The 25,971-nt window shown below is 67.4% G+C and carries 17 protein-coding genes and 1 pseudogene; 8 read left to right on the forward strand and 10 right to left on the reverse strand.

The features are described from left to right. Nucleotides 1-78: 78 nt before the first annotated feature. Both B8W69_RS06065 and B8W69_RS06070 read right to left on the reverse strand, forming a co-directional pair. Nucleotides 79-4,044, reverse strand: coding sequence for a diguanylate cyclase domain-containing protein (locus B8W69_RS06065; protein WP_245843142.1), 3,966 nt, complete (start codon nucleotides 4,042-4,044; stop codon nucleotides 79-81). A 145-nt stretch (nucleotides 4,045-4,189) separates the two neighbouring features. Then, nucleotides 4,190-4,624, reverse strand: a complete 435-nt coding sequence (locus B8W69_RS06070; protein ID WP_085289194.1) for an HIT family protein — start codon at nucleotides 4,622-4,624, stop codon at nucleotides 4,190-4,192. 83 nt (nucleotides 4,625-4,707) lie between these two features. Here B8W69_RS06070 and B8W69_RS06075 point away from each other — a divergent pair, with 83 nt between their 5' ends. Next, nucleotides 4,708-6,093, forward strand: coding sequence for an amidase (locus tag B8W69_RS06075; protein ID WP_085289031.1), 1,386 nt, complete (start codon nucleotides 4,708-4,710; stop codon nucleotides 6,091-6,093). Here the strand turns inward: B8W69_RS06075 and B8W69_RS06080 are convergent. Next, the gene (locus B8W69_RS06080; RefSeq protein ID WP_085289032.1) at nucleotides 6,090-6,587 is read right to left on the reverse strand and encodes a DNA-deoxyinosine glycosylase; all 498 of its coding nucleotides are present in this window, start codon (nucleotides 6,585-6,587) and stop codon (nucleotides 6,090-6,092) included. The two genes, B8W69_RS06075 and B8W69_RS06080, sit on opposite strands and share 4 nt — an antisense overlap. A 40-nt stretch (nucleotides 6,588-6,627) precedes the next feature. On the opposite strand from B8W69_RS06080, the gene B8W69_RS06085 reads away from it, so the two are divergent. Both B8W69_RS06085 and abmR read left to right on the forward strand, forming a co-directional pair. Beyond that, nucleotides 6,628-7,749, forward strand: a complete 1,122-nt coding sequence (locus tag B8W69_RS06085) for an adenylate/guanylate cyclase domain-containing protein (protein WP_181447339.1) — start codon at nucleotides 6,628-6,630, stop codon at nucleotides 7,747-7,749. A 336-nt stretch (nucleotides 7,750-8,085) separates the two neighbouring features. Then, nucleotides 8,086-8,670 carry an ATP-binding transcription factor AbmR gene (gene abmR, locus B8W69_RS06090; RefSeq protein ID WP_085289033.1) on the forward strand — a complete coding sequence of 195 codons (585 nt, stop codon included), beginning with the start codon at nucleotides 8,086-8,088 and terminating at the stop codon, nucleotides 8,668-8,670. A gap of 23 nt (nucleotides 8,671-8,693) precedes the next feature. Here abmR and B8W69_RS06095 read toward each other — a convergent pair. The 5 genes and pseudogenes from B8W69_RS06095 to B8W69_RS06115 all read right to left on the reverse strand — a co-directional run bounded on the left by B8W69_RS06095 (nucleotide 8,694) and on the right by B8W69_RS06115 (nucleotide 16,108). Next, a pseudogene (locus B8W69_RS06095) lies at nucleotides 8,694-10,503 on the reverse strand (serine/threonine-protein kinase PknH/PknJ). 88 nt (nucleotides 10,504-10,591) lie between these two features. Continuing rightward, nucleotides 10,592-11,749, reverse strand: coding sequence for a BTAD domain-containing putative transcriptional regulator (locus tag B8W69_RS06100; RefSeq protein ID WP_085289196.1), 1,158 nt, complete (start codon nucleotides 11,747-11,749; stop codon nucleotides 10,592-10,594). Nucleotides 11,750-12,009: 260 nt separating this feature from the next. Continuing rightward, a complete protein-coding gene (locus tag B8W69_RS06105) occupies nucleotides 12,010-12,351 on the reverse strand; it encodes a DUF732 domain-containing protein (RefSeq protein ID WP_085289034.1) in 342 nt (113 codons plus the stop codon). A gap of 101 nt (nucleotides 12,352-12,452) precedes the next feature. Further along, nucleotides 12,453-14,345, reverse strand: a complete 1,893-nt coding sequence (locus tag B8W69_RS06110; protein ID WP_085289035.1) for an ABC transporter ATP-binding protein — start codon at nucleotides 14,343-14,345, stop codon at nucleotides 12,453-12,455. Then, nucleotides 14,342-16,108, reverse strand: a complete 1,767-nt coding sequence (locus B8W69_RS06115) for an ABC transporter ATP-binding protein (protein WP_085289036.1) — start codon at nucleotides 16,106-16,108, stop codon at nucleotides 14,342-14,344. Before B8W69_RS06115 ends, B8W69_RS06110 begins: the two co-directional genes overlap by 4 nt. A gap of 182 nt (nucleotides 16,109-16,290) precedes the next feature. Between B8W69_RS06115 and B8W69_RS06120 the strand changes: the two genes are divergently transcribed. Together B8W69_RS06120 and B8W69_RS06125 are read left to right on the forward strand one after the other, a co-directional pair. Next, nucleotides 16,291-16,848, forward strand: coding sequence for a DUF3558 domain-containing protein (locus B8W69_RS06120; RefSeq protein ID WP_085289197.1), 558 nt, complete (start codon nucleotides 16,291-16,293; stop codon nucleotides 16,846-16,848). After that, a complete protein-coding gene (locus B8W69_RS06125; RefSeq protein ID WP_439330593.1) occupies nucleotides 16,845-17,417 on the forward strand; it encodes a DUF3558 domain-containing protein in 573 nt (190 codons plus the stop codon). Before B8W69_RS06120 ends, B8W69_RS06125 begins: the two co-directional genes overlap by 4 nt. Nucleotides 17,418-17,470: 53 nt before the next feature. On the opposite strand, the gene B8W69_RS06130 is transcribed toward B8W69_RS06125, so the two are convergent. Beyond that, nucleotides 17,471-17,974, reverse strand: coding sequence for a SixA phosphatase family protein (locus tag B8W69_RS06130; RefSeq protein ID WP_085289037.1), 504 nt, complete (start codon nucleotides 17,972-17,974; stop codon nucleotides 17,471-17,473). Nucleotides 17,975-19,214: 1,240 nt separating this feature from the next. Between B8W69_RS06130 and B8W69_RS06135 the strand changes: the two genes are divergently transcribed. From B8W69_RS06135 to B8W69_RS06145, 3 genes are all read left to right on the forward strand, one after another. Then, entirely contained in the window at nucleotides 19,215-20,366 is a 1,152-nt protein-coding gene (locus B8W69_RS06135) for a metallophosphoesterase family protein (protein WP_085289038.1), read from the forward strand. Further along, nucleotides 20,363-22,984 (forward strand): AAA family ATPase, encoded by a 2,622-nt coding sequence (locus B8W69_RS06140; protein WP_085289039.1) that lies wholly within the window; start codon nucleotides 20,363-20,365, stop codon nucleotides 22,982-22,984. Before B8W69_RS06135 ends, B8W69_RS06140 begins: the two co-directional genes overlap by 4 nt. A 97-nt stretch (nucleotides 22,985-23,081) precedes the next feature. Next, entirely contained in the window at nucleotides 23,082-24,326 is a 1,245-nt protein-coding gene (locus tag B8W69_RS06145; protein WP_085289040.1) for an alpha/beta hydrolase, read from the forward strand. On the opposite strand, the gene B8W69_RS06150 is transcribed toward B8W69_RS06145, so the two are convergent. Further along, nucleotides 24,313-25,935 (reverse strand): oligopeptide ABC transporter substrate-binding protein OppA, encoded by a 1,623-nt coding sequence (locus B8W69_RS06150; RefSeq protein WP_439330595.1) that lies wholly within the window; start codon nucleotides 25,933-25,935, stop codon nucleotides 24,313-24,315. The two genes, B8W69_RS06145 and B8W69_RS06150, sit on opposite strands and share 14 nt — an antisense overlap. Nucleotides 25,936-25,971 lie beyond the last annotated feature (36 nt).

Here is a 25,971-nt window from a genome sequence, read left to right on the forward strand (position 1 = left end):
CAATCACCACCGGCAACACTCAGCGATAGGCAAGGTCCCACCCATCACGCGATTGATCAACCTGCCTGGGCAGTACATCTAGCCCTCGTTCGAACGCGCCCGCTCGTCGGACCGGCTCGCGTGGGGATTGGCCGCATGGCTGGCCATCCAGTCGCGCAGGTCGTCCGGCGGCAGCGGCGGGCTGTGCACGAAGCCCTGGGTGATGTTGCAGCCATACCGCCGCAGGGCGCGCAGGGTGGCCTCGTTTTCGACCCCCTCGGCGACCAGATCGGCACCCAGGTTGGACGCCAGCGCCACCGTCGACCGCACGATGGCGACCGATCGCGCGTCGTGGGCCAGCCGCGACACGAAGATCCGGTCGAGTTTCAGCTCGTCGACCGAAACCTCTTGCAGGCGAGCCAATGACGACCAACCGGTGCCGTAATCGTCGAGCGAGATGCGGATTCCCAGGCCCTGCAGCGCGGCGACGGTGTTGCGGCTTCGCACGGAATCCACCAGCGCGCTCTCGGTGATCTCGAGGATGAGCGCCTCGGCGGGCAGATCGTAATTGGCCAGGAGTCGCTCTACGGTGCCGACGAGTTCGATGTCCAGCAGGTTGGTCGTCGACAGGTTCACCGCGACGGTCAGCGGGAGGCCTTCTTCGCGCCACGAGCGGACCTGCGCCAGAGCCATGGACAGCGTGCGGTTGGAGATTTTGCGCATCAGCCCGGCGCGTTCGGCGACGGACAGAAACTCCTCCGGCAGCAGTGTTCCGCGGGTGGGGTGTTGCCAGCGCAGCACCGCCTCGACACTGTGGACGCTGCCGTCGCGGCCGTCGATCTTGGGCTGGTAGTGCAGCGTCAGCTCGTCGGTATCGAACAACGCTGTCCGCAATTCCTCGATGAGGCTCGGGTCGTTGTCGCGATGAACGTCGAACGAAGAGTCATAGACCACGATCTTGCTGCGGGCGGATTTGGCGTGCGCCATAGTGGTTTCGGCGCGGCTCAGCAAGTCTTGCGGGGAGTCGCAGTGGTCGGGGCAGAGCGCGATGGCGATGCGGGCGTCCACCTGCACGGTGATCGGATCCAAAGCGATCGGCTCGCTCAAGGCTTCGAGCAGCCGGCCCGCCGAGGCGCTGGCCGCGGTGAGGTTGGCCCCATCCGACAGCAGCACGGCGAATTGGTCTTCGCCCACCCGTGCGAGCAGATCGTCACGACGGACGCAGCCGGCCAGTCGATTTGCGATATGGCATAGCAGCTCATCACCGAACTGCCTGCCGATCGAATCGGTGATCTCGTGAAAATCGCTGAGGCTCAACAACAACAGCGCGCGGCGCGCGTGAGCCCTGGTCGGAATCGACCTCGTTCGCGAGGGTGGCGAGACGGGCAAATCGGTCAGGGCCGTCGCCAGTGAGCGCCGGTTCGGCAGTGCCGTCAACTCGTCGATCATGGCGAGTCTGTCGTTCGGCTCCAGCAGGCTCGCGTTGCGGAAGGTCAGCGCGAACCGCGCGGTCGCCACGACCAGGCTCAACGCCGCCAGCGTCGCGGCGAGTCGTGAATGATGTGCCAGGACGATCACGCCCAGCGCCACGATGGCGGACACCACCGGAGTGATGTATTGCCCATATCGGCCTGGGGGTGGTGGCGTGATCGACGACGATCTGGCCCAGCTCGCCATCGCGATGAGCAACGACGACGCGGCCCAGCACGCATCCAGCAACGAGCCCGCCCGGTACAAGCCGGCGGACGCCTGAAAGAGATAGGCGGCGTCCGCCACCGCGAACAGGACCAATCCGGCGACCAGCAGCGCCCAGCGAATTTCGTTGCGCCAACCAAGGATTGGCAACATTCCGGCGGCCAGGGCCAACAGCACCAGATCGCTCCACGGATACGCCAGCCCAACCCATACGGTCGCCGGGCTGCGTATCGCGGCCGCCCGGATCGGGCCGGCCGTCAACGCCGCGGCCACCGCCGCCAACGTCAACGCGCAGATGAACGAGTCGAGCTGAATCGGGACCGGCAGCCGCTTGAGCCGTGCCCGCATGAGCAGCAACAGCCCGGCGTAGACGAAGGGGTAGTACGCCAGGTACTCCGGATCGGCTACCGACGGGGAGCGGCCGTTGGGCACCCATAAGGCATAGACGACGTCACCCACCGCCGAGGACGCCATGCCCGCGGCGATCAGCGCCCAGGCGGACCGGTCGGCCGAAACACGGTACGCGCGAAGGGCGATCAGTGCGGCCGCGACCACGCTCAGCGCCGTATACAGCGCGGCGGCCGACACGATGCCGTGCCCGGCATTCGGACGTACGACTGTGGACACTGTGAAGGCGGCCAATCCGATTGCCAGCAGCGCAATCACGGCCCGGACGTCCCGTGGCGGCCAGCGGACGGCGTCGGGGACGTCCTCGGGCGGGCTGGGTTCCGCCGTGGCGACCTCGGCGGCCGGCCGCGAATCGCGCGGCGTATCGCCGTTGCCACTGCTGATACCACGGGAGGCCACGGGCGATCTGTGCGAACCCGGCGCCGCCGGAAACGCATATGGCAGCGGCAAGTCGGGCATGAAGCTGCGGATGCACTGGCCGCCTTCGCGTTTGGCGGCATACATGGCCAAGTCGGCGTGTCGCAGCAACTGATCGACGGTGCATTTCGCCGAGCCGGTGGCCACCGTGAATCCGATGCTCGGCCGCACCGTGATCGGAATGCCGTCGATCAGAATGGCTCCGGTGAAGGCGTCGAGGATGCGGTGCGCGGCCGCCTGCGATTCCTCGACAGAGGTTTCGATGACCGCCGCGAATTCGTCGCCACCCAGCCGGGCGATGGTGCCCGTGTCGCCCAGCGCGGCGGTGAGCCGGCCGGCCACCCGCACCAGGAGTTCGTCGCCGGCCGGATGACCCAGGGCGTCGTTGACCGCTTTGAAGTTGTCGAGGTCCAGGCACAAGACCGCGATCGGTGTGCCGTCGAGGTGTCGACGCGCGACGGCCAGCTCCAACCGATGCAGGAAGAGCGCCCGATTGGCCAGGCCGGTCAGGTGGTCGCGGAAGGCCTCCTGCGCGACTTCGGTCAGCAAATTCTGGTTCTCCACCAGGGCCACGAATTGACGGGCCAGCACGGCGGCGACGAGTATTCCCAGCGCGCCCAGCAGGGGTTTGTGCAGCGTATTGCCGGCCGCGTGCGCCCAGCCCACCGCGGCGGCCATGGTCAGCGGCAGGTAAGGCAGCCACAGCCGGGTGCGCAGCTCCATCTCGTCCGGCGACATTTGCGATGCCGATGCGGGCTGCTCGTGCCGGCTGGCCGCTGCGGCCAGCGCCAACATCGCCAGCCCGGCGACCCGGGTCAGGTCGACGACGTAGCCGGTGTGATAGCTGCCGATGCCGGTGTCGAAAACCAGCACCAGGTCGGCAAGGTTGATCGTTCCGATGCCGCCGGCCAGCAGGGCTCGGCTCGGCTGATCGCCGGGACGCGCCCGCGACAGCATCAGGATTGCCGCCGTCAGCAGGACGATGTCGCTGAAGACCTCCGCCAGCGTCGCCAGCCGGGTGCCCGTGTGCTCCCGCAGCTGAGTTTCGACCACGAACACCCAAGAGATGACGAAGAGCGAGGTCGCCACAATCAGGCCGTCCAGCAGCAGACGCCGGAAGTTGTCGAGGCGAGAGAGCCGGGACAGCAACACCAACGAGGTCATGGCGCCGAGCGGGTACAACAACAGCACGATCTCGGTCGCCGCCGGGTTGGCGGCGTGGTCGAATTCCGGGCGCACGTCGTAGACCGCCCAGATGATCTCACCCGCCGCCCAGCCGACCAGGCCCATGACCAGCGCCGCCCAGCCGTATCGTTGTCGTCCGGCTTTACGGCGGGCCGCGGCGCCGGACCACGCCGCCGTGATGGCCAGACACACCGCGATGACGACCTCGTTGATCGGCCGCGTCCCGTAGGGGCCACGCGATCCCCAGAACTTCGACACCACGATCGCCAACTCGGCGGCACCGTACGCGCCGACGAGCAGCCAGCCCCTGCGCGCGGGCAGCCCAAACCGCGGCCACGGATTCACCGCCCAGCGTTTCATCGCCGCACCAGCCGCTCCCCTGCTGTGTGGTGAAGAAAATGAACAAACTCACCACGAGTTACAGGGCATTAAACCGCCGCTGACGTCCGCGAAGTGGGGCTTTTGCCAGGTTGGTGCGGGCGCGGGCCGTGATCGGACCGGCGGTTCAATCCGGCTGACTTGCATCGATGCGGGCCAGCGCGGTGCGCAGAATCTGGCCGGTGGCGTCCCGGTCGGGGTCGCGGCGCAGCAACAGCCCCTTGGCCACCGACAGCTTGTCGCCGTTGCGGCGGGGCAAAACGTGCAGGTGGATATGCAAGACGGTCTGGAAAGCGGCGCTGCCGTCATTGATCGCGATGTTGGTCGCGTCGGCCAATTCGGTGCTGCGCGCGGCCCGGGCGATGCGTTGCCCCAGGGTGACCATTCCGGCCAGCGTCTCCGGCGGGGTGTCGGTGAGATCGACGCTGTGTCGCTTGGGCAGCACCAACGAGTGGCCGCGGGTGAACGGCCGGATGTCGAGGATGGCCAGGTAGTCGTCGTCTTCGTAGATCCGGATGGCCGGAGCCTCGCCGGCGACGATCGCACAGAACACACAGGACATGTCGCCCACGGTACTGGCTGCTGCGGCGCGGCCATGCCGAGACCATTCGGGGCCTGCCACGATTATCGAGATACGCTGCCGCGGTGAACGATCTCGCGTTCGCCGGCGCGGCGGCACATGCGCGCATGCTGGCCAACGGTGAATTGACCGCACCGGAATTGCTCGAGCTCTATCTGGAGCGGATCGCGCGGCTGGACAGCCAGCTGCGTTGCTACCGCGTGGTGCTTGCCGATCAAGCCCGTTACGAGGCCGCCCTGGCGCAGGAGCGCCTGGACGCGGGCGAGCGGCTACCGCTGCTCGGCGTTCCGATCGCGATCAAGGACGATGTCGACGTCGCGGGCGAGGTGACGACTTTCGGCAGCGGTGGACACCGGCCCGCCGTCACCTCCGACGCGGAGGTGGTGCGGCGATTGCGGGCCGCGGGCGCCGTAATCATCGGCAAAACCAATGTGCCCGAGCTGATGATGCTGCCCTACACCGAGTCGATGACCTTCGGAGCCACCCGTAACCCCTGGAATCCCACCCGCACCCCGGGCGGCAGCAGCGGCGGGAGTGCCGCCGCGGTCGCCGCCGGGTTGGCGTCGCTGGCACTGGGATCCGACGGGGGCGGCTCGATCCGCATCCCGGCGACGTGGTGTGGCCTGTTCGGCCTGAAGCCGCAACGCGATCGCGTGTCGCTGGAACCGCACGACGACGCCTGGTACGGGCTGAGTGTCAACGGCCCGATCGCGCGGACGGTGATGGACGCGGCCGTGTTCCTGGACGCGACGTCGACGGTGCCCGGCCCCGAAGGGGAGTTCGCGATCGCGGCGGGGCGAAGTCCCGGCCGGCTGCGAATCGCGTTGAGCACCAAGGTCCCAACCCCACTCCCTGTCAGGGTCGGCAAGGCGGAGTTGGCGGCGGTCGACCAGGCGGGCGCGTTGCTTCGCGACCTCGGCCATGACGTCATCACGGCCGACCCCGAATATCCGGCCTCGGCGATACTCACGAACTTCCTGCCCCGCTATTTGCGCGGCATCTGTGACGATGCGGACGCCCTGGCCCATCCGGAACGCCTTGAAACGCGCACCCGCAACATGGCTCGCCTGGGGTCCTTCTTCTCCGACCGGCGGATGGAGGCTATCCGAGCCAACGAAGGCGCCGTGATTTCGCGGATCCAGGCGATCTTCGACGACGTCGACGTCGTCGTCACCCCCGGCACCGCGACGGGCCCGTCGCGTATCGGCGCGTATCAACGCCGCGGCGCGGTGTCCACGCTGCTGAGGGTCGGTCGATACGTTCCCTACCAACAGATCTGGAACCTGACCGGACAGCCCGCGGCGGTGGTTCCGTGGGACTTGGACCGGCATCGCTTGCCGATGTCGGTCCAGCTCGTCGGCAGGCCCTATGACGAAGCGGCCCTGCTGTCGCTCTCGGCGCAGATCGAAGCCGCCCGGCCGTGGGCGCTGCGGCGACCGCCGGTCTCCTAGGCGGGGTCCAGCAGCACAGCCCAGGCCGCGAGCTTGGCGCCCGGCCGCACCGCGTGGGCCGGGCTGGTCGACGGCAACCGCCGAGACCGGATCCGATCGGGCGCGGTCGCCAGCCGGCGGAACAGGTCGGCGGCCTTGGCGCCGTTGAAGCACACCGCCGTGATTGTGGGGTAGTGCTCGAGGAATTCTCCAAAATCGTTGACCAACACACTCTTTGGCTCGATCGCCGAGTCCGAGCTACCCGCCCGGCGGCACGCGTGTAGCACGTCCCAGAGGGCGACACCGTGGGCCCGCAGTGCCGCGAGCCGCCCGTCGTAGGGCGCGGCCGCATCAAAGCCGAACAGCTCACCGGTGATCGACCAGAACGCATTGCGTGGATTGGCGTAGTACTGGCCCGCCACCAGCGACTGTGCACTGGGAAACGAGCCGAGGATCAGCGTCCTGGCGCGCTCATCGACGACGGGCGGGAATCCCCGCAGCAGCGGTGTGCTCATCACCCCACATCATGGCTCGCCCGCGTTGTACGTTGGCGACGTGCAGGACGGGACCGACCACGACATCGACGATCTGCTCGAGGGGCTGGAGGGGAGCGCGCGCACGGAGCGCGCCGAGCTGGTGAAGTGGCTGTTCGAGCAGGGCGTCACCGCCGAGGAGATCCGCACCACCAATCCGCCCTTGCTGCTGGCCACCCGCCACCTCATCGGCGACGACGGCAGCTACGTGTCCACCCGCGAGATCAGCGAGGCCCATGGCATCGACCTGGGCCTGCTGCAGCAAGTGCAGCGCGCGATCGGTCTGGTCCGCGTGGACGACCCCGACGCGGTCGTGCATATGCGCGCCGACGGTGAAGCCGCCGCCTTCACCCAGCGATTCGTGGAGCTGGGACTGGATCCCGAACAGCTGGTCCTGGTGGTGCGGGTGCTCGCCGAGGGGTTGTCGCGTGCCGCCGAGGTCATGCGGTACACGGCCCTTTCGGCGATCATGCGCCCCGGCGCCACCGAACTCGAAATCGCCCAGGCGTCAAAGGCTTTGGTGACCGAGATCGCGCCCATGCTCGGCCCGATGATCGAGCACATGTTGTTCATGCAGCTGCGTCACATGATGGAGACGGAGGCGATCAATGCCGCGGAGCGCGCCGCCGGCAAGCCGCTCCCGGGAGCGCGCCAGATCACGGTTGCATTCGCGGACCTGGTCGGCTTCACCAAGATCGGCGAGGCCGTGTCACCAGAGGAGCTGGGGCACCTGGCCAACCGGCTGGCCATTCTCGCCCGGGACATGACCGTGCCACCGGTGCGATTCATCAAGACCATCGGCGATGCGGTGATGTTCGTCTGCCCCGATCCGCTGCCGTTGCTCGACGTCATCATCAAACTCGTCGAAGTCGTCGACACCGACAACGACTTTCCCCGGTTGCGAGCGGGGGTGGCGTCCGGCATGGCGGTGAGCCGGGCCGGTGATTGGTTCGGCAGCCCGGTCAACGTCGCAAGCCGCGTCACCAACGTGGCGCGCCCGGGCACGGTCCTGGTCGCGGATTCGGTCTGGGACGTCATCGGCAACCGCGGTGAGTTCGCCGGCTCGTTCGCCGGTGCCCGTCGGCTCAAGGGCATCAAAAGCGAGGTGAAGCTCTATCGCGTCCGGCGGGGCGACGGCGACTGACGGCCACGCAGCCACGGCGAAGAAAGAGTACTCGGCACATGGGCAGGCCCGGCGCGACTCCAGGGGGCGTCTGACTCCGTCTTATGCGTGTCCTACGCGGCCGGATTCCTACCCCGTGTTCCGGCACTTCGAATTGGTCGCTTCCGGGCCTGCTTCGCTAACCAAAATACGCCGACGAACTGCCCGGATCAACGGGTTTTCCGGGTTGGCCGGAGTGCCTCGATCACCCATGACCCGACGGCCGGGACTGCCGGGAGGTTGCCCCGCGTAAGTCTGTCGTTTCGCTGCCGGTGAAAGGCCGTTCCCTTACACATGCAACGGTGTAATTATGTAATCATGAAGGCGCACCACACACACGGGCGGCGTTACGGCCGCCCCGGGGGCTGGCAGCAAGCCCAGCAACCCGACGCCAGCGACGCCGCGGAATGGTTCGCGGGTCGTCTTCCGGAGGATTGGTTCGACGGCGACCCGACGGTGACCGTCGACCGTGAAGAGATCACCGTCATCGGTAAGCTCCCGGACGCGGCGAGCCCGGAAGGCGAAGCCAGCGAGGCCCGCGCGGCCGGGCGAGCTTCGCGATTCCGCGAAGACACCCGGTCGGAGCGGATGCACATCGCCGACGAAGCGCAGGAGCGCTACGGACGCAAGGTGTCCTGGGGCGTCGAGGTCGGCTCCACGGCGGGCATCGAGCGAATTCTGTTCACCCACATCGCCGTACCCGTCATGACGCGGCTGAAGCAACCCGAACGTCAGGTGCTGGACACGTTGGTCGATGCCGGGGTCGCCCGATCCCGCGCCGACGCGCTGGCGTGGTCGGTGAAGCTGGTCGGCGAACACGCCGAAGAGTGGCTGACCAAGTTGCGGGGCGCGATGTCGGCGGTCGACGACCTACGCGCGCAGGGGCCCGATCTTCAGTCGTGACAAGGCCTTAACGGTCCGGCCGATCAGCCTTCCGGCTTTTCGCTGTCGATTTTGGCGACGACCTTGTCGGCGATCTGGCCACCCTGATCGCTGATGTGGTAACCGCACGCGTTGATGTCGACGACCACGTTGTTGGCCACACTGAGCGCGCGCTGACACTCCCAGCCGTCGGCGCCTTCCTGGGTGTCCATCAGCGTCACTTTTGGCGGGCTGCCCTGAACCTGGGCGAACGTCCACCGATAGGTCTTGCTCTTGTTGGTGACGGTCACCGTCTTGCCGGCGCAGCCCTTCCACTTCTCCGCGGAGGTCTGCACGAAGCTCTTGGCCCTGTCGGCGGACGGGAAGAGCACGACGGCCTGGTTGACCCAGTGGTCGTAATTGTCGCCCGCCTCCGAGGCCACCAGTCCGCTGACCGCCGAGTAGCCGCTGCCCGCGTAGACCGGATCCTGGGTGGTGTACAGCGCGCCCTGGCAATCCGGCGCGGACACCGTCACCGAGGAGCTGTCCGTCGACGTGATCGGTTTGCCCGGCTGCATCGATGACGAGCCCATCACGCCGTTGATGTCGGCCGGACCGAGCAGCAGGCCGCTGAGGCGTTCGGGTCCCAGCGGAGCGGCCTGCGGTGGTTCCGGCTTGGGTCGGGCGACCAGCCAGATGCCCACCCCGCTCGCGATGACAACGAGCACGACGGCGACGGCGACGATGATGGGCCAGACATTGCGGTGCGGCTTGGGCGGGGGCTGGCCCCAGGGCGTTGCGCTGGTGAACTGGGGCGGGCCACCCCAGTTGGCGTTGCCGCCTTGGTAATACGACGGCGCGGGCTGGCCGGCCGTCGGGATCGGGCCGCTGGTGGGGGTCCACGCCTGAGCGCCCTGCGACTGGAGCGCCGTGGGCCTGAGCGCCTGGGTTGTTGACGGCGGGGACCGCGGCCTCCTGGCTGCGGCGCAAGATGGTAGCGGCGCGGTCCTGGTCGGGGTTGCTGAGCGCTTCCCTGGCAGCCAGCGCCAGATCGCCCGCGCTGGCGTAGCGGTCCTCGGGCTTTTTGGCCATGCCGCGGGCGATCACCGCGTCGAAGGCCCTGGGGACCCCCGGGCGCTGCTCGCTGGGCGCGGGGATGGGATCCATCATGTGGGCGGACACCAGCACGCCGGCGCTGTCGGCGCGATAGGGCGGGGATCCGGTCAAGCACTCGAACAGCACGCAGGCCAGTGCGTAGATGTCGGCGCGATAGGTGACCTCCGCGTCGGAAAACCGTTCTGGCGCCATGTATTTCCACGTCCCGACCGCGGTGCCGAGCTGGGTGAGCTTATCGTCGGTGCTGGCGCTGGCGCTGGCGCTGGCGCTGGCGCTGGCGATGCCGAAGTCGACCAGGTAGGCGAAGTCGTCACGGGTGACCAGAATGTTCTGCGGTTTGATGTCGCGGTGCATCACCCCGGCCGCATGGGCGGCGTCGAGCGCGGAAGCGATCTGGGTAATGATGGCGACCGCGCGGGGTGGGGTCAGCGGGCCGAAACGTTTGAGCACGCTGTCCAGGTCGGTGCCCTCGACCAAGCGCATCTCCAGAAACATCTGGCCGTCGATTTCGCCGTAGTCGTGCACCGGCACCACGTGCGGTTCCTGCAAACGACCGGCGGTGCGGGCTTCGCGTTTCAACCGCTCGCGAAACACCGGGTCTCGGCTGAAGCTTTCGGAGAGGAGTTTGACCGCGACCGTCCACTCCTTGACGGTGTGTTCGGCCTCGTAGACCTCACCCATCCCGCCGCGGCCCAGCAGCCGCTTCAGGTGGTAGGGGCCGAACATCGACCCCGCACGTGAGGACTGCTCGTCACTCATTCCTGATCCTTCCAACCCAACCCCTAGCCTGTCGGTCTCGTTCAAGACTTTGCGGACAGACACACGATTGCAACCCGTGCCTGAGCAATCATGACGGTAAGCGCGCAGGCGTCTGGTCGCCGTTGTCAGTAGCGATCTGGAAGGTGAATTCGTGATCGCAGATCCGGACGCGGTCGCCGTCCTGCAAGGTGGCGGCCGAGCGGATTCGTTGGTCCTGCACGTGCACGCCGTTCGAAGACCGTAGGTCGTCGATCATGTAGCCGGTTCCGGTGTCGACGATGACGGCATGGTGGCGGCTGACTTTGGGGGAGTCGAGGACGATGTCGTTGTCGCCGAGCCGCCCAATCGTTGTCGACCCTTGCAGCGGATAGCTGCGCCCGGTCACCTCGTGCAGGTAGGCGACCACCTTCTTGTCGGACGTGTAGTGCTCCAGCACGGTGATCGCGACCGCCGCGGTCGTCATGGCGTTCTTCTTGGCGTCCAGCGGTTCCTGGCGCAGGATCCGGTCATTGAGGGCGCGCAGGTTCTGGCCCGGGTCGATCCCGAGGTCATCGGCGAGCGACTTCTGCACGCGGCGGTAGGCCGCCAGCGCGTCGGACTGGCGGTCGGTGAGGTAGTAGGCGGTCATCAACTGAGCCCACAGCTGCTCGCGGTAAGGATGTTCGGCCGTCAGCGCTTCCAGCTCGGTGATCACGGTAAACGCACGTCCGCAGGCGATTTCGGCCTCGGCTTGCGCCGTGTGGGCCAGGATCTTCTCCTCGACGAGGGACGGGGTGAAGGTGTCGACGAACCGGAAGCCTTCCAGGTCCTCGAGCACCGGGCCGCGCCATTCGGCCAAAGCCGCGGACAGATGCTGGCTGGCCTGTTCGAAGCGCCCCGCCGCTGCCGCGTGCACGCCGGCGGTCTTTTCGGCGATGAAGCGGCCGAGATCGCACGTGTCATTGGGGATGTTGAGCCGATACCCGGGCGGCGCCGCGACCAGTACGGTGCGCGGGTCCACGCCGGCGCCGGTCAGCAGCTTGCGCAGGTTGGACACGTAGGAGTGAATGCTGGCCCGCGCCCCCGACGGCGGCGACTCGTCCCACAGTGCGGTGATAAGCCGGTCGACGCCGACCGGGCTGTTGCGGTTCATCAGCAGCAGCGCCAGCACCGCCCGCTGTTTGGGCGTGCCGAGCGGCACCAGGGCACCGTCAACGCTCATCTCCAACGGCCCGAGCAGACCGAATTCGAGACGATTGTCCGCCATCGCGCCTACCAGCCTTTCCGCGTCCGCGGCGTCGGATGCCATGAGGTCACAGTTGTGATTGTGACGCTAACCGGGCGGATTCGTTGACAATCCCGACAAACCGTCGAGCTCCGACGGCATGTCGTCGAATTCATCCGCACGCTGCATCACGGTCCAGCGCTACTGGCGGACTGAAATGTGTTCGTACCCAGCGCGATAGTAGCTGCCCCGCACGAATCCGATTGCTTACCCGGACTCCCCCATCGTGGGTCGTTGGTCGGCTAGGCCGGCTGCCCGGAGAACTGCGGGCAGTAGGCGTGGGTCGCCGCGATCACCACGCTGGCCGCCTGCGGGGGAGTCAGGTTGGTGTGGCGGAAGATCCCGACGGTGACGGCCGTCGGGGTCTGCCCGGCGGCCAGGTCAGTGCATACCTGGTGGCCCGCTCGCACGGCATCTTGCGTCGACGGGAAAGAGACGCCGAGGCTTTGCATCTGGCCCAGGAACGCCTGATCGGCGGTCTGCACGGAGCTCGCTGCCGCGGTGCCGGCCATGCCAATGGCGGCAAGCCCGATGGCGGTTGCGGCGACGGCGGCGGCGATTGTCGAGATGCGGCGTGTGAACATTGCTGCCACCCCTTTCAGGTGATCTGGCTGAGTAGGACAACGTCAGCGTCTCGCCTATTCCTACAAGCATTCTCAATGAGTTCTTGGTAACGACGCGGCCGTCAAGCCTGAATCATCGCGTAGTACGCGCCGCGGCGGGCCAGCAGCTCGGCGTGATTGCCCTGTTCGACGATCCGGCCGGCCTCGACCACCAAGATCCGGTCGGCATCGCGGATCGTTGAAAGTCGGTGCGCGATAATAAAACTCGTGCGGTCGCGGCGCAGTTCGCACATCGCGTGCTGAATGAGGGCCTCGGTGCGGGTATCGACCGAACTGGTTGCCTCGTCGAGGATCAACAACTGCGGGCGGGCAAGGAATGCGCGTGCAATGGTGATCAGCTGCTTTTCGCCGGCGCTGATGTTGCCTCCGTCACCGCTGATTCGGGTCTGGTAGCCGGCCGGCAACGTCCGCACGAAACGATCGACGTAGGCGGCCTCGGCAGCCTCGAGCACCTCGTCCGCACCGGCGTCGGGACGTCCGTAGGCGATGTTCTCCGCGATCGTCCCGTCGAAGAGCCAGGTGTCCTGTAGCACCATGCCGATTCGCGACCGCAGCGACCGGCGGTCCATCGTGGTGATGTCGACCCCGTCGAGCAGGATCTGGCCCGCGTCGACGTCATAGAACCGCATCAGCAGGTTCACCAGCGTGGTCTTGCCCGCTCCGGTCGGCCCGACGATCGCCACCGTGCTGCCCGGTTCGGCCACCATGGACAGGTCTTCGATCACCCGGGTGCCCTGGCGGTAGGCGAAGCTCACGTGGGCGAATTCGACGCGCCCGGCCGTCTGCGGGTTCGTGGCGGGCGGGGGATCCGGCGATTCCTCGGGCTCGTCGAGCAGCGTGAAGACGCGTTCGGCGCTGGCCGCCCCGGACTGCAGGGTGTTGTACATCCCAGCCAGCTGGCTCAATGGTGAGTTGAACTGCCGCACATACTGAATGAACGCCTGGATGTTGCCCAGGGTGATGTGGCCGGTGGCCACCTGCAGGCCGCCGACCACGGCGACGGCGACGTACCCGAGGTTGCCGATGAAGGTGGTCGCCGGCGCCACCAGTCCGGAGAAGAATTGCGCGCCGAAGCTGGCATGGTAGACGTCGTCGTTGAGGGTGCGGAATTGCTCGCGCGCCGCGGCCTGGTGGCCGAACGTCGTGACCACCGTGAAACCGCTGTAGGTCTCCTCGATATGGGCGTTGAGGCGTCCGATGCTGGTCCACTGGGCGACGAACAGCCGCTGGGAACGACGCGCTATCGCCCGGGTCGCCAGCAGGGACAACGGCACCGTCAGCACGGTGATCAGCACCAGCAGCGGCGAGATGGACAGCATCATCGCCAGCACCGCGACCACGGTCAGCACCGATGTCAGCAACTGGCTGATCGTCATCGACAGCGACGATTGAATGTTGTCGATGTCGTTGGTGACGCGGCTCAGCAGTTCACCACGCTGGCGGCCGTCGAAGTAGGACAGCGGCAGCCGGTGGATCTTGTCCTCGACATCGGAACGCAACGCCACCATGGTGCGCTGCACGGTGACGTTGAGCAGCCGGGCCTGCCCCCAAATCAGCAGCGCGGAAACGAGATACAGCACCAGTGCCAGCGCAAGTGTCCGTGCGACCGCCCCGAAGTCCACGCCTTGGCCCGGCACCACATTCATCCCGGACAGCAGGTCGGCGAAGGTGTTGGCTCCTCTGCTGCGTGCGGCGGCGACGGCCTGCGCCTTGGTGATTCCGGCGGGGAGCTGGCGCCCGATCACACCGTTGAACAGTAAATCGGTGGCATGCCCCAGGATCCGCGGGACGATCACCCCGATGGCCGTGCCGGTGATTCCCAAGGCGATCACCGCCGCGCACAGTCGTCGTTGCGGCGCAAGCTGTTTCACCAACCGGGCGGCCGGGCCCCAGAAGTCGCGGGGACGGGTGGCGGTGTCGGGCCTGCCGGCCGCCTTGGTAGTCGCACGGGTCACGGCGCGCCCCCGACTCGACCCGAGCGCACGGCATCGACCGACTGCGAGTCGGCGAATTCGGCGTAGGTGGTGCAATCGGCCAGCAGCGATTCGTGCGTGCCCGCGCCCACCAGTTTCCCGTTGTCGATCACGATCACCTGGTCGGCCTTCGCCGCGATCGAGATACGTTGCGTGACAACGATGACGGTGGCGTCGCCGGAGATCTCCTGCAGCGAGGCGCGGACCCGCGCGTCGGTACGGGCATCGAGCGCGCCGAACGAGTCGTCGAACAGATAGATGGCCGGGCGGCGGATGACCGCCCGCGCGATGGCGAGTCGCTGCCGCTGCCCGCCGGAGAAGTTGATACTGCCCTGGGCCACCCGCATGCGCAGCCCGTCGTCGTGGGCCCGCACGAAATCGTCGGCGGCCGCCACCCGCAACGCGTCCCACATCTGTTCGTCGGTGACCGCTTGGTGGGGGGCGGCGCCGTAGCGCAGGTTGTCGGCGACCGTCCCCGAGAACAGGTAACCGCGCTGGGGGACCAGCCCGATCGCCGACCACAACCGTTCGGTCTGGTAATCGCGGACGTCGATGCCGTCCACCGAGACCGCGCCGTCGGTCACGTCGTAGAGCCGGCAGATCAGCGAGACCAGCGTCGATTTGCCCGAACCGGTGCTGCCGACGATGGCCGTGGTGGTTCCGGGCAGCGCGGTCAGCGAAATGTTCTGCAGCACTGGGCGATCGGCGCCGGGGTAGGTGAACGTCGCGCCCTCCAGACGCACCGTCCCGGTGATCGCGCCGCGCGGGGCAAGCGGATTCGCGGGGTCGGTGACGGCGGGGTGGGTGGTGAGCACCTCGGTGATCCGTTCGGCGCAGACGGAGGCCCGCGGCAACACCACCAGCGTCATCGTCGCCATCAACACGGCCATCAGGATCTGGGTGAAGTAGGCCAGGAAGGCGGTCAACGAGCCGACCTGCATCTGGCCGCGGTCGATGCGCAACCCGCCGAAATAGATCAGCGCGACGCTGGACACGTTGATGGTCAGCGTGGTCACCGGCAGCATCAGCGCTTGCCAGTTACCCGCGGTCAGTGCGGTATTCGACAGCGCGGTGTTGGCGCGGGCGAAGCGGTCGCGCTCGAAATCTTCCCGGGCGAACGCACGGACAACCCGTACGCCGGACAGCTGGTCACGCATTACCCGGTTGATGCCGTCGATCAGGCTTTGAATCCGGCGGAACAGGGGCAGCATGTGCGACATCACCCAGTAGTTGGCGACCGCCATGATCGGCACGCTCACCAACAGCAGCCACGTCAGCGCGGCCTCCTGGCGGATGGCCATGAAGATCCCGCCCAGGCACATGATCGGGGCGGTCACCAGCACGGTGCCCGTTACCTGAACCAGGTACTGGATCTGCCGCACGTCGTTGGTGCTGCGCGTCAACAGCGTGGGCGCTCCGAATCGGGCGGCCTCGCGTTCGGAAAAGGTGGTGACGTGTTCGAACATCGCCGCGCGCAGGTCGCGACCGAAGCCCATCCCGGTGCGCGAGCCGAAATAGACCGCGCCGATCGAGCACAACACCTGCAATGCGGTGACCCCGAGCATCACCGTGCCGAGCCGGACGATCGTGGTGGTGTCGCCCTTGGCGACGCCCTCGTCGATGATGGCGGCGTTGACCGTCGGCAGATACAGCGACGCGAGGTTGCTGACCAGCTGCAGTGCCATCAGCACCGCCACCAGCCGTCGGTACGGCTGGATGTACTGGCGCAGCAGTGCCAGGAGCATTGGGTAACTGTCGCATACCGTCCGCCCGGCCGTCCCCGCCCACCGCCGGACGGTCAAGGTCCGCGGCGCACGGGTTGGCGGCCCCGAAATACCTGCTCAGGCGCGTCGGTGGTTGACCCGCTGGGCTGCCGCTACAGTGCATCGTGTGGACCAGCAGCGGGCGGAACGGAAGCAGGGTAGCGGTGCGGCGTGACACGAGGGCGCTGGCTCTTGTGGCGTCAGCATTGACGATCCTGATCCCCGCGGCCGCGGGCTGCTCCGATTCCGGCGGCAACAAGCCGGGAGCGACGGCGTCGTCGACGCCGCAGAACGGCCAGGGCAGCCACGGTGCGATGTTCCCGCAGTGCGGCGGCATCAGCGATCAGACCGTCGCCGAGCTCACCAAGGTCACGGGGCTGATCAACACCGCACGCAACTCCGTCGGCTGCCAGTGGCTGGCCGGCGGCGGCATCCTCGGGCCGCACTTCTCCTTCTCCTGGTATCGCGGCAGCCCCATCGGGCGTGAACGCAAGACCGAGGAGCTCTCGCGCGCCAGCGTCGACGACATCAACATCAACGGTCACGGCGGTTTCATCGCCATCGGCAACGAGCCCAACCTGGGTGACTCGCTGTGCGAGGTGGGCATTCAGTTCCAGGACGACTTTATTGAATGGTCAATCAGTTTCAGCCAGAAGCCGTTCCCGCCGCCGTGCGATATAGCGAAAGAACTGGCTCGCCAATCGATTGCGAACTCGAAATGATGGCCTCGATGCGTGCCGGGTCGCGCAGCAGAAGGACTGCCCGCATCGCCGCGACCGTTCTGATCGCCGCGCTGCTGGTGTTGACGGGCTGTTCCCGCTCGATCGGGGGCAACGCGGTCAAGGCGGGTGGCAATGTGCCCCGCAACAACAACGCCCAGCAGCAGTATCCGAACCTGCTCAAGGAATGTGAGGTCTTGACCAGCGACATCCTGGCCAAGACCGTGGGCGCCGATCCGCTCGACATTCAGAGCACCTTCGTCGGTGCGATCTGCCGCTGGCAGGCGGCCAACCCGGCCGGCCTGATCGACATCACCCGGTTCTGGTTCGAGCAGGGCAGCCTGTCCAACGAGCGCAAGGTCGCCGAATTCTTGAAGTACAAGATCGAGACGCGTTCGATCGCCGGCATCGACTCCATCGTGATGCGGCCCGACGACGCGAACGGCGCTTGCGGCGTGGCCAGCGATGCCGCCGGGGTGGTCGGATGGTGGATCAACCCGCAGGCCCCGGGCATCGACGCGTGCGGACAGGCCATCAAGTTGATGGAGCTGACGCTGGCCACCAACTCCTAGCGGCGATCGCAAGCGCGGCGAAGCCGGGCGCGGCGGGTCGCCGCCACCAAATCCTAGCGCGGCACCTCGAAGTCGATCAGCGTCGCCACCCCGAGCTCCAGTTGCTTCCACGCGCACGGCACGGTGAGCACCGCGATGGCCGACGTAGGAAACTTGACCGAAATCCGTTCGGCGGCAGAGGTATTCGCATCCCCGGCACCGCCGAGCCCCAGCGCGAGAGTCGACATCGTCGGCTCATGCCCGATGACGAGCAGCGCGCTGACGCCGTCGTCCACCGTGTTGATCTCGTCGATCACCGTGCCCGGGGTGCTGGCGTAGAGGCGCTCGCTGTATCGCACCGGCGCATCGATGCGGGTGTTCAGCAGCGTCTCGCGGGTGCGCGTCGCCGTGGAGCACAGCACCGCATCGATGGTGGGCGCGTTGGCGCGCAACCAGTCGCCGGCGAGCCCGGCCTGCTCGATGCCGCGGGGCGCCAACGGCCGATCATGGTCGGCGACACCGGGCGGGTAGTCGGACTTCGCGTGCCGCATCAACAGCAGGGTGCGCTGGTCAGTCACGAGAAACCAGGTTAATCAAAGCAGCCGCGAGTCGTCATCGCCATCGCCGCCGAGCAATTTTTCCGGGTGGTAGAAGGTGTTGGTCGGCAGACGATGTGGCCGAGCTCGGGTGTATCGGTAGGCGTAGCGAGTGCGGATGGTCGGCCGACAGCCAGCACAGTTTCGGCGACGCTGGCCAGAACCAACCTAATGGGACGAATCCTAAATCCTCTGCAAATTTGTCCCGGGCGTTGTAGAACTTGGAATAGCAGTCCCCCGCTCGAGGCACGCGCTGCCATTGCCGAAGCCAGAAGGCGTTACAGTGAAAGAGTCGTTGCGCACGGGAATTAGATTACTTGTGGCACTGGGGGTTGCCTTGTGGGTAATCCTCAATTCGCCGGTGGCCCGGGCTGGGCCGGGCGGCAACCTTCCAGGCCCCGGCGTGTGCGACTATCCCGGTGTTGGCGGAAGTACTTTCGAGGCAGGGGCCACGACGTACTACTGTGATTTTCCTGTCGAAGAGAACAGCACGCACTGGCACTGCGAATATGGCGGATGGAACCTGGGTGGTCCCGGTGGCAATGCCCCCATCGGTGGAAATTTTATGGGTTTTGGGTTGACGATTCCTGCAGGCGATTTCGGGGGTGCCTCGGGTAGCTGTTCATGGCGGTGGCCGGATAACACCATCGGCCCTGCACCGAATCCACCGGGCGCGTGGAAGAACTACTTGGTGCCCAAGCCGCCACCGCCCGAACATCGGGCACCCCCGGCTCCATCGGCTGAGCCAGAGGCCGGACCACCACCAGTAATGAACCCGAATCCCGGCGATGAGCCACAGACACCGGCCTACACTAACCCGGCGTTTCCGAATCCCGGCAGGCCTCAGAACCCGCCAAGTTAGCTTGTCGCAGCCACGGCACCCTCAAGCTCGTTGGGTTTCGTGAGACTGGATCGGAAGTGTTGTTTGCCAATGTGGTCCGAGTCGGGGCCGCGAATGTTGAGCTTGGCTGACTGCCGCGGCTTGTACACGCCTTCAAACAGATTCACACTCGCGCAACTCATTTGAAGCATGGGACGCGAGCAGTTCCTGAATGGTGCCTTGAGCCGGTGTGGCCGGATTCGCGCGCTGATCGGGAGCCGGCCTACATCGCCCAGATTTCTCACACCGAGACCTGCCGACCCAGGTCCCGCGTGTTGTCGGTGCACGGACCTAAACTCGCGTTGCCCAGGTAAACACGCACTTCGAAAGGGGGTCGCCGGCATGCGATTCCTGCACACCGCCGACTGGCAGCTGGGCATGACCCGGCACTTCCTCGCCGGTGACGCGCAGCCGCGCTATTCGGCGGCCCGCCGCGACGTGGTTTCTGGTCTGGGCGCGCTGGCGGCTGAAGTCGGCGCCGAGTTCGTCGTCGTGTCGGGCGACGTCTTCGAACACAACCAGCTTCCGCCCAAAGTTGTCGGGCAGTCCCTGGAAGCCATGCGCGCCATCGGAATTCCGGTGTACCTGCTGCCGGGCAACCACGACCCCCTGGACGCCTCGTCGGTGTACACCAGCGCGCTGTTCACCGCCGAACGTCCCGACAACGTCGTGGTGCTCGATCAGGCCGGCGTGCATCAGGTCCGTCCCGGGCTGGAGATCGTCGCCGCCCCGTGGCGGTCGAAGGTGCCGATCACCGACCTGGTCGCCGACGTCCTCGACGACCTGCCCGCGGCGGAGGGCACGCGGATCCTCGTCGCGCACGGCGGCGTCGACGTGCTGGATCCCGATCGGGACAAGCCCTCGCTGATCCGGCTCGCCACGGTTGACGAGGCGCTGACCCGCGGCGCGGTGCACTATGTGGCGCTGGGGGATAAGCACTCGCTCACCCAGGTCGGCGGCAGCGGACGGGTGTGGTACTCCGGCTCCCCGGAAGTCACCAACTTCGACGACGTCGAATCCGACCCCGGCCATGTCCTGATCGTCGACATCGACGAGGCCGACCCGCGGCGCGCCGTCGCTGTGACGCCGCGGCACCTCGGCAGCTGGCGGTTCGTCACGATGCACCGGCAGGTCGACACCAGCCGCGAGATCGCCGATCTGGACATGAACCTGGACCTGATGACCGAGAAGGACCGAACCGTGGTGCGCCTGGCGCTGACCGGGTCGCTGACGGTCACCGGCCGCGCCGCGCTGGACGCCTGCCTCGATAAATACGCACGGTTGTTCGCCTGGCTGGGCCTGTGGGAACGTCACACCGATCTGGCGGTGGTCCCGGCCGACGGCGAATTCAGCGACCTGGGCATCGGAGGTTTCGCTGCCGCGGCGGTCGAAGAATTGGTGGCGACGGCGCGCGAGGAGGACTGCGCGACCGCGGTCGACGCGCAGGCGGCGCTGGCGCTACTGCTGCGCCTCACCGACCGGGGCGCGGCGTGAAGCTGCACCGGCTGATCCTGACGAACTACCGCGGCATATCGCACCGCGAAATCGACTTCCCCGACCACGGCGTCGTCGTGGTGTGCGGCGCCAACGAGATCGGCAAGTCGTCGATGATCGAGGCCCTGGACCTGCTACTGGAAGCGCGGGACCGCTCGACCAAGAAGGAAGTCAAGCAGGTCAAACCCACCCACAGCGATGTGGGCTCCGAGGTGTCCGCCGAAATTAGTTGCGGCCCTTATCGTTTCGTCTATCGCAAGCGGTTTCACAAGAAGTGCGAGACGGAGCTGACCGTGGTCCGGCCGTACCGCGAACAGCTGACCGGCGACGAGGCCCACGAGCGGGTCCGGGCGATGCTGGCCGAGACGGTGGACAGCGACCTGTGGCACGCCCAGCGGGTGCTGCAGTCCGCGTCGACCGCCGCGGTGGATCTGTCCGGGTGCGACGCGCTCTCGCGCGCGCTTGATGTGGCCGCCGGTGACAGCGGGGGGCTGTGCGGCACCGAGCCCTTGCTCATCGAGCGCATCGACGCCGAATACGGGCGTTACTTCACCCCGACCGGACGTCCGACGGGCGAGTGGGCCGCCGCGATCGCCCGGCTGGCGGACGCCGAGGCCGCGGTCGCCGAGTGCGCCGCGGCGGTCGCCGAGGTCGACGACCGGGTGGCCCGTCATGCCGTGTTGACCCAGCAGGTGGCCGACTTCTCCCAGCGCCGCATCGCCGCTGGGCCGCGGGTCACCGCCGCGCAGGAGGCCGCCGACAAGATCGCGGCGCTGACCGCGCAGCGACGTGAGGCCCAGCTGGTCGCGGAGGCCGCTGCCGCCACCGCCGCCGCGGCTAACGGCGTCTACACCGCACGCCGGCAATTGCTCACCGAAATCGACAGCCGCGCGCGCGCCGTCGCCGAAACGCAAACGCAGGCCCAAGAAGCCGCGGCCGCCCAGGCGGCGGCGCATGCGGAGGCCGAGGCGGCTGACGCCGCGCTGCAGCAGACCACCGAGGCCCTTGCCGAGCTGCAACGCCGGACCGAATCCGCGCGGGATACGGTCGACCAACTCGCCGACCGTGAAGAGGCCGACCGGTTGACCGCCCGGCTGGCCAAGATCGATGCCATCGAGCGGGATCGCGAACGGATCGGCGTTGAGCTCGACACCATCGCCGTCTCCGAGGCGGTGCTGCGACGCATCGAGGACGCGGCGGCCGCCGTCGATCGCACCGGTGACCAGTTGGCGCTGACGTCGGCGGCGATCGAATTCACCGCCGCCGCAGACATTCAGATGGTCGTGGGCGGTGAGCAGATCTCCCTGTCGGCCGGACAGAGCTGGTCGACCACCGCCGCCGGACCCACCGCGGTGGAGGTCGCCGGTGTCTTGACCGCCCGGGTCACCCCGGGCGCGACCACGTTGGACATTCACGCCAAACACGCTGCGGCGCAAGAGGAGATGGCAGCAGCGCTGGTGACCGGCGAGGTGAGCGACCTCGCCGCGGCACGGTCCGCCGACCAGCGTCGCCGCGAGTTGCACGGCACCCGCGACCAGCTCACCGCAACTCTGGCCGGCCTGTGCGGTGACGAACAGGCCGACGAGCTGCGGTCGCGGCTGGCGCAATTGCGCGCCGCACATCCCGCTGGGGCCGAACTCGTCCTCAGCGATATCGGGGTCGCCCGCGCCGAACTCACTGCGGTCCTTCAGGCTCGCGCGGCCGCATCGAGCGAATGCGAGACACGCCGCCAGGCCGCCACCAACGCCGCCGCCGCGCTCGCCGAGTTGTCCACGCGGGCAACGGTTCTGCAGAATACCCTGGAGGCTCAGCGCGCCGAGCTGGACGCCGCGGCGGGCCGGCTGGCCGCCGAACGCGCGTCGGCAGGCGATGACGAACTCGCGGCCGCCGCGGCCACGGCCCTGGGCGCGGCGCAGGCCGCGCAAGAGCGGGCCGCCGAACTCACCGACGCGCTGGCCGCGGCCGCACCCGATGCGGTCGAGACCGAATTGGCCGATGCCACAAAGGAAGCCGACTGGCTGCGCGAGCGCTACGAGGAAGCCGCCCGCGCGTTGCGTGAGATCACGATCGAACTCTCGGTGTTCGGCAGTGAGGGACGACAAGGCAAGCTCGATGCCGCGGAAACCGAACGCGAGCACGCCGCCAGCGGACACAGCCAGGTGGGCGCCCGCGCCCGCGCCGCGCAACTGTTGCGGTCGGTCATGACGCGCCACCGGGACACCACCCGGCGGCGCTACGTCGAGCCCTATCGTTCGGAGCTGCAGCGGCTCGGCCGCCCGGTCTTCGGCCCGAGTTTCGAGGTCGACATCGACAGCGACCTGTGCATCCGTAGCCGCACGCTGAACGGCATCACCGTGCCCTACGAATCCCTATCGGGCGGCGCCAAGGAGCAACTCGGCATCCTGGCGCGGCTGGCCGGCGCGGCCCTGGTCGCCAAGGAGGACGCCGTCCCGGTGGTAGTCGACGACGCGCTCGGTTTCACCGACCCGGACCGGTTGACCAAGATGGGGGAGTTGTTCGACACCGTGGGAACCCACGGGCAGGTGATCGTCCTCACCTGTAGCCCCGACCGCTACGACGGTGTCAAGGGCGCCCATCGCATCGATCTCAGCGCTTAGCTCTGGCGGCTGACCTCCGCCGATATCGCTGATCAAAGCGATTCATCGCCGCACCGGCGCCTCGCCTGCAGAATGGGATCATGGGGGGCACGCCAGAATGACGATGAACGCGAAGCGCAGCCGGATGCAGGAGAAGCTGGCGGAACTGCCCGGCGTGCGGCTCGTCCGCCGGCCGATCTCACCGCACAACGCCGAAGAGTTCGATCTGTACTACGTGCGCGCGGGCCGCAAGTCCGCTCATCCGCTGGTCATCATCCCGGGCGGCCCGGGAGTGGCGTCGGTGCAGATGTACAAGGGGCTGCGGCGGCGCGCGGCCGCGGCGGGCCTCGACGTCATCATGATCGAGCACCGCGGGGTGGGGATGTCGCGCCACGACGATTCGGGTGCCGATCTGCCCCCGCAGTCGCTGACCGTGAACCAGGTGGTCGACGATGTGGCGGCGGTGCTCGATGACGTGCAAGCGGAGTCGGCCGTCATCTACGGCGCCTCGTACGGCACCTACATCGCGGCCGGCGTAGGGGTACGCCACCCGCACCGGGTGCGCGGCATGGTGCTCGATTCACCGCTGCTGTCGCGGCACGACATCGTCATCGTGCGCCGCGCGATCCGCCGGCTGCTGCTGAAGGGCGACAGCACCGAAACCGCCTCGGTGGCACCAAAAATGCGCGAACTCGTCGACGCCGGCGTGATGAACGCGACGGCAACACAGGTCGTCGCGACGATCTACGGCTATGGCGGCACCGACCTGCTCGAGCGGCAACTCGATCTGTTGCTCGATGGCCGAAAACTACTGTGGTGGGCACTATCCCGGTTCACCACCCTCAGTAACCTGCCGTTTCGGTACGAAGAAGATCTGGTGAGCCGCATCGCGTTCCGTGAACTGGACTATGCGGCCGAACCCGACGGCCTACCGCTCGATCCCGCGGTCGCCGAAAGGAGAGCCCGTACGCAGCGAGTGACTTTCGAAGACGAGCCCTATGACCTGACGGCCGAAATGCCGAAATTCGACTGGCCCACCGCGGTGGTTTCCGGAGGTCGTGACCTGATCACCCCGCCGGCCGTCGCGCAACGCGTGGCGTCGCTGCTGCCGAATGCGGTGCTGTTGAGTTTGCCGAACATGGCGCACAGCGCGCTGGATTTCCGTGAGCCGGTCGCGCTCGCCAGTGCCGACGCGGTCCGGCGCGGCGACCTGAATGGGCTTGTCGCACAGGCGCCGGCGCTGGACGCGCTCCCGCCGCGCCCGGAGGTGCGGCTGCTGTGGAAGGCGCTCGGGGCGGCGGCCGTCGCCGAGGGCGCCCTACCGATCCCGAATCGGCTACGACGGCGGCTCAACTCCGCGTAAACCCGATGGCGGTGTAGTCGAGGTCGGCGAGACCGGCCGCGCCGAAGTTGGCCAGCTTGCTGCGCACCGCGACATCGCCGGGCGACTGGGTCAGCGGAAGGCTGAATCCCTCCGCCCAGATCATCTTGTCGAGATCGTTGGCCAACGCCCGCGCCTTGGCCGGATCGAGTTCTTCCAGCGTGCCTTCGATGGCGGCGTCTATCTGCTCGCTGCCGATCTTGCCGAAATTGCTCTCCCCGTCGGATTTGTAGATCTGGGTCAGCGCCGACAGTGGGAAAGCGTCCCCGAGCCAACCGAATTGAGCCATATCGAAAGCGCCGACGTTGATGTAGTTGGTGAAGAAGCCGCTGCCCGACCGGGAGACGAGCTCGAGCTTGACGCCGATCTGGGCGAGGCTGTGCTGGGCGATCTGGGCGAACTGCCGGCTGCCCTGGGCGTCGTAGAACAAGTCGCGGATGACCAGCGGCCGGCCGTCCTTCTCTCGGAACTGCCCGGCCCGCTTCCAGCCCAGCGCGTCGAGCTCTCGGTCGGCCGCGGCCGGGTCGTAGGGCACGACCGCGCTGTTGTCCTGATAGCCCTGCTGCCCGGCGACATAGATGTGGTTGCCCAGTGCGACAGGGTCACTGGTCAGGCCGTACTGGACGACCTTGGCGATGGTCTGCCGATCGATCCCCTTGGCCACCGCGACACGCAGCGCCTTATCGGCCAGGATCGAGCCCGGGGCGCCGTTGAACGTGAAGTGCGACCAGGCCGGGGCGGGCGCGCGCCGGATCGAGATGCCCTTGGTGCGCTGCGCGATGGTCAGCTGGTCGATCGTGCCGACCCCGGTGGCGTCGATCGTGTTGTTCTGCAAGGCGGGGAGCCGCGCGGCATCGTCGAGCACCAGGTAGGTGATGCTGTCCAGGCGGGGCCGTGCGCCCCACCATTTCGGGTTGCGGCTCAACACGATCCGCTGGGTGGTCCGATCCAGCGACGAGACGACGAACGGGCCGGCCGACGGACCGGGCCCCTCCAGCTGGCCCTTGTTGAACGCCTCCGGGGAGGCCGTCATGCTCTTGGGCAGCAGCATTCCGTTGCCGGCGAACATGCCGCGCCATTCGGCGTAGGGCTTGGCGAACGTCATGACGGCCTGCCGGTCGTCGACGCCGCGGGTCACCGACGCGACGCGGTCGGCGCCGCTGGGCCCGGCGATCTCGAAGGTCATGTCGGCGCCGCTCAGGGCGTGGATCTGGCTGGCGATGTCCTCCCAGGTAATCGGCGTGCCGTCGGACCACACCGCCTTGGGGTTGATCGTGTACGTAACCACTTGCGGCGCAGTGCCGGTGAGTTCGATACTGGTGAAGTAGTCGGTGTCGACCGTCGTCGAGCCGTCGGGCCCGATGACGAACGCCCGCGGCAGGGTGGCCTTCATCATCGCGGAGACGTCGGCCGAGTTGCCGTCGATGTGCAAGATATTGAAGTTCGGCGGAAAGTCGGTCAGGGCCAGTCGCAGGTCGCCGCCGTCTTGCAGGGTCGCCGGATCGTGTGGGTTGATGTCGCTCGTCGAGCCGATCTGCGCGTTGTGGCCGGCTTCGGGAATCAGGTTGACGGCCGGTGAGCAGCCCGACAGCGCAAGGACAATCGCGAGGAAGGCCGCCGCGAACCG

Source organism: Mycolicibacterium vulneris (assembly GCF_002104765.1).
GTDB classification, from domain to species: Bacteria; Actinomycetota; Actinomycetes; order Mycobacteriales; family Mycobacteriaceae; genus Mycobacterium; species Mycobacterium vulneris.